3 protein-coding genes are annotated in these 3,784 nt (G+C 63.4%); all 3 read left to right on the forward strand.

Annotation, left to right across the window (positions count from 1 at the left end; genetic code table 11):
* Positions 1–57: 57 nt before the first annotated feature.
* Positions 58–1,758: an MlaD family protein gene (locus PF446_RS05005; protein ID WP_298070150.1), complete on the forward strand. Its 1,701-nt coding sequence runs from the start codon at positions 58–60 to the stop codon at positions 1,756–1,758.
* The gene (locus PF446_RS05010) at positions 1,755–2,366 is read left to right on the forward strand and encodes a PqiC family protein (protein ID WP_298070151.1); all 612 of its coding nucleotides are present in this window, start codon (positions 1,755–1,757) and stop codon (positions 2,364–2,366) included. The genes PF446_RS05005 and PF446_RS05010 overlap by 4 nt, the downstream gene beginning before the upstream one ends.
* A gap of 345 nt (positions 2,367–2,711) precedes the next feature.
* The coding region (gene leuS, locus PF446_RS05015; protein WP_298070152.1) for a leucine--tRNA ligase at positions 2,712–3,784 on the forward strand (1,073 nt) is incomplete at its 3' end.

Below are 3,784 nucleotides of genomic sequence, written 5' to 3' on the forward strand. Positions count from 1 at the left end.
TGGCTTTCGATCCGCGCCTGATCTGGGATACTGCAGCCGTTGCCAGGAAGCACGCCGATGACTGAACGCGAAACCCCCGCCTCCGGACAGCTGCCCAAGCCGACCGTGGCGAGCCGGAGACGCTGGCAGGTGCCGTTGATCTGGCTGGTACCCGTGGTCGCCGCGGTGATTGGTCTGTCGCTGGTGGTGCATGCGTACCTTTCGGCCGGGCCGACGATCACCATCAGCTTCAAGACCGCCGAAGGCATCGAGTCGGGAAAGACCCAGGTCAAGTACAAGAACGTGGTCATCGGCAAGGTCCAGGACGTGCTTCTGAGCGACGACCGCAGCACCGTGCTGGTCAAGGTCAACCTGGACAAGAAGTACGCCAGCTTTGCCACGGCGGGTAGCCGCTTCTGGGTGGTGCGACCGCGGGTCGGACTTGGCGGAGTTTCCGGTCTCAATACGCTTTTCTCGGGCGCCTACATCGGTGCCGATACCGGCAAGAACCACAAGCAAAGCAGCCACTTCAAAGGTCTGGAGAAGCCGCCACCGCTGACCCATGGCGAGCCCGGAAGCGCATACACACTGACCAGTGACGCCCTGGGCTCGCTGGATATCGGCTCGCCGGTTTATTTTCGGCGGATCCAGGTGGGTCGGGTCGTCAGTTACCGGCTGGATGATGACGGCAAGCAGGTACGGATCAACGTGTTCATCGAAGCACCGTATGATCGTTACGTGACCAGTGATTCACGTTTCTGGAATGCCAGCGGCCTGAACATCTCCGTTGATGCCGGAGGGGTGAAGGTCAACACCGAGTCCCTGGCCTCGGTGGTCGCCGGAGGACTGGCCTTCCAGTCACCCGAAGCCGACAAGCCAGCGCCGCACGCATCGGCCGGGGCGCATTTTGCATTGTTCGATAATCGCGCCCAGGCGATGAAACCGCCCGATGGCGTGCCGGTCGATGTGCACATGCATTTCAACCATTCCGTGCGCGGGCTGAGCGTCGGCGCGCCCGTGGACTTCATGGGCATCACGTTGGGCAATGTGCGGCATATTGGTGCCGAGTACGTGCCTGAACAAAAGCGGTTCGCAGTGGACGTGACCGCCAGGCTCTATCCCCGGCGCCTGGGCAAGGCCAGCACCCAGTTTGCAAAGCGCATTGGCGATCCGTACCTGAAGAACCCCGGACTGGGCCTTGCCGTGCTGGTCAAGCACGGCTTGCGTGCCCAGATGCGCAGCGGCAACCTGTTGACCGGGCAGCTCTTCATCGCCCTGGATTTCTTTCCCAACCAGCCGCACAAGACCATCGATCCCAAGCACCGCCCCCTCGAGGTCCCGACCGTGTCGGGCGGCTTCGACAAGCTGCAGGAGCAGGTCGCGCATATCGCCGATCGTATGGACAAGGTGCCGTTCGACCGCATCGGCAAAAACCTGAACAAAAGTCTTGAGGGCATCAATCACTTGCTGCGGCAGTTCAACGGCACATTGGCACCGAAGACCGGCGCCACGCTGGATCAGGCGCAGCGTACGTTGAAGTCCCTGGACGGCAGCCTATCGGCCGATTCCCCGCTGCAGCAGAACCTCGGCCAGACCCTCATCGAGGTGAAACGAGCCGCGCGTTCGCTGCGGGTTTTCACCGATTACCTCAGCCGGCATCCGGAAGCCTTTCTGCGCGGCAGGCAGAATCATGGTCCGGCGCCCGTTCCCGACACCAAGTCCAGCCCGGCAGGTAAGGCGAAACCACAAACCGGCATGCACCAGGGGACTCCGCCATGAAGCGCAATTTTCGCTACCGGATCGGGCTGGGCCTGTGCCTGCTGCTCGCTGCTTGCAGCTCGGCGCCGATGCGCTTCTATACCCTGGTGCCGCAGGGTGCTGCGCCGGTGCACACCTCGTCCGGCGTGGCATATCGTTTTGCCCTGCTGCCGGTGACGATCCCCGCCGCGATCGACCAGCCTCAATTGGTGATCCGGCAGAGCGATGACCGCATGGCCGTGCTCGACGGGGAGCGTTGGATTGCACCGGTCGACGACCAGATCCGCAGCGCGGTATCGGACCAGTTGCAGCGACGCCTGGACACGGCGGACGTGTATGGATTGCCGAACACCGGAGCCATGCCGGTCTACCGCATCAAATTGGACGTGCAGCGCTTCGAGTCCGTACCCGGACAGTATGCGTCGATCGCGGCCGGCTGGAGCGTGCGCAGTCCGGGCGGCACGCGGGTGCTGGCCTGTACCAGTCGCATCCGGGAACCGGTCGACACAACGGGCTATGGCGCGCTGGTGCGAGGTCATCAGCGAGCATTGCAGGTCTTGGCGGACCACATCGCCACGACCGTGCAGCAGCTGGCGCAGGGTGGACATGCAGACTGTCCTGCGCCTTGAACGGACCCTGGCGGGGATGTGCAGTCCCTGCCAGGCTGGTCCTGTTCCGGCGTGGACGCAGCCCCGGCGACCTCGTGAAACACGGCTGCGGATCCTGACAGGTGAGGATCTGCAACAGCTGTAGCCGGGTAAAGCCGATCACTGCAACGCCGCGTTCGGTGTTTCCCTTTTTCAGTCTGCACGCACCCAAAGGGGCGAAAACAGTCTGACGGCAAGCCGACGGCGGACCAGGCCGCCAGGTGACGGCAATGCCCAGGCTTGGCGGTCCATGGGCGCTGCGGTACGCTGAGCGGCCATGCGGAATGTCCGCTGCGGCCTGCATCCCCCCCCCAAAGACTCAACGGTATGTCCGAGACTTACGATCCCAAGGCGGTGGAAGCCGCCGCCCAGAACTTCTGGAGCGCTACACGCGCCTTCGAGGTGCGCGAGGAACCCGACAAGCCGAAGTTCTATTGCCTGTCCATGTTCATGTACCCAAGCGGGGCACTGCACATGGGGCATGTGCGCAACTACACCATCGGCGACGTGATCAGTCGTTACCAACGCATGCAGGGCAAGAATGTGCTGCAGCCGATGGGTTGGGATGCTTTCGGTCTGCCGGCCGAAAATGCGGCGATCAAGAACAGCACCGCGCCGGCGAAGTGGACGCGCGCCAACATCAAGCACATGAAGGGTCAGCTCAGGCGGATGGGCTTCGCGTATGACTGGTCGCGCGAATTCGCCACTTGCGATCCGGATTATTACGTGCACGAGCAGCGCATGTTCACACGCCTGTTCCAGAAGGGCATGGCCTACCGCAAGAACTCGGTGGTCAACTGGGATCCGGTGGACCAGACCGTGCTTGCCAACGAACAGGTGATTGACGGCCGCGGCTGGCGCACGGGTGCGGTGGTGGAAAAACGCGAGATCCCGCAGTGGTTTCTCAAGATCACCGACTATGCCCCGCAATTGCTGGAAGGACTGGATGCGATGCCGGGCTGGCCGGATGCGGTCAAGATCATGCAGCGCAACTGGATCGGGCGCTCCGAGGGCCTGGAGATCCGCTTCGACGTCGCCGACGGCGATGAATCGGTCAGCGTGTTCACCACGCGACCGGACACGCTGATGGGTGCGACCTATGTCGCCGTCGCCGCCGAGCATCCGCTGGCACAGCGCGCGGCCAGGAACCATCCGAAAGTGGCCGAGTTCGTCGAGGAATGCCGTCGCGGCGGGACCGCCGAGGCCGACCTGGAGACCCAGGTCAAGCGCGGCATGGATACCCGCCTGGAAGTGGTGCATCCGCTCAGCGGGGAGAAGCTTCCGGTCTGGGTCGCCAACTTCGTGCTGATGGGCTACGGCACCGGTGCGGTGATGGCCGTGCCCGGTCATGACGAGCGCGACCACGAGTTTGCCCTGCAGTACGGCCTGCCCATCCGCAT

It is taken from the genome of Oleiagrimonas sp. (assembly GCF_027858935.1).
Classification (GTDB): domain Bacteria; phylum Pseudomonadota; class Gammaproteobacteria; order Xanthomonadales; family Rhodanobacteraceae; genus Oleiagrimonas.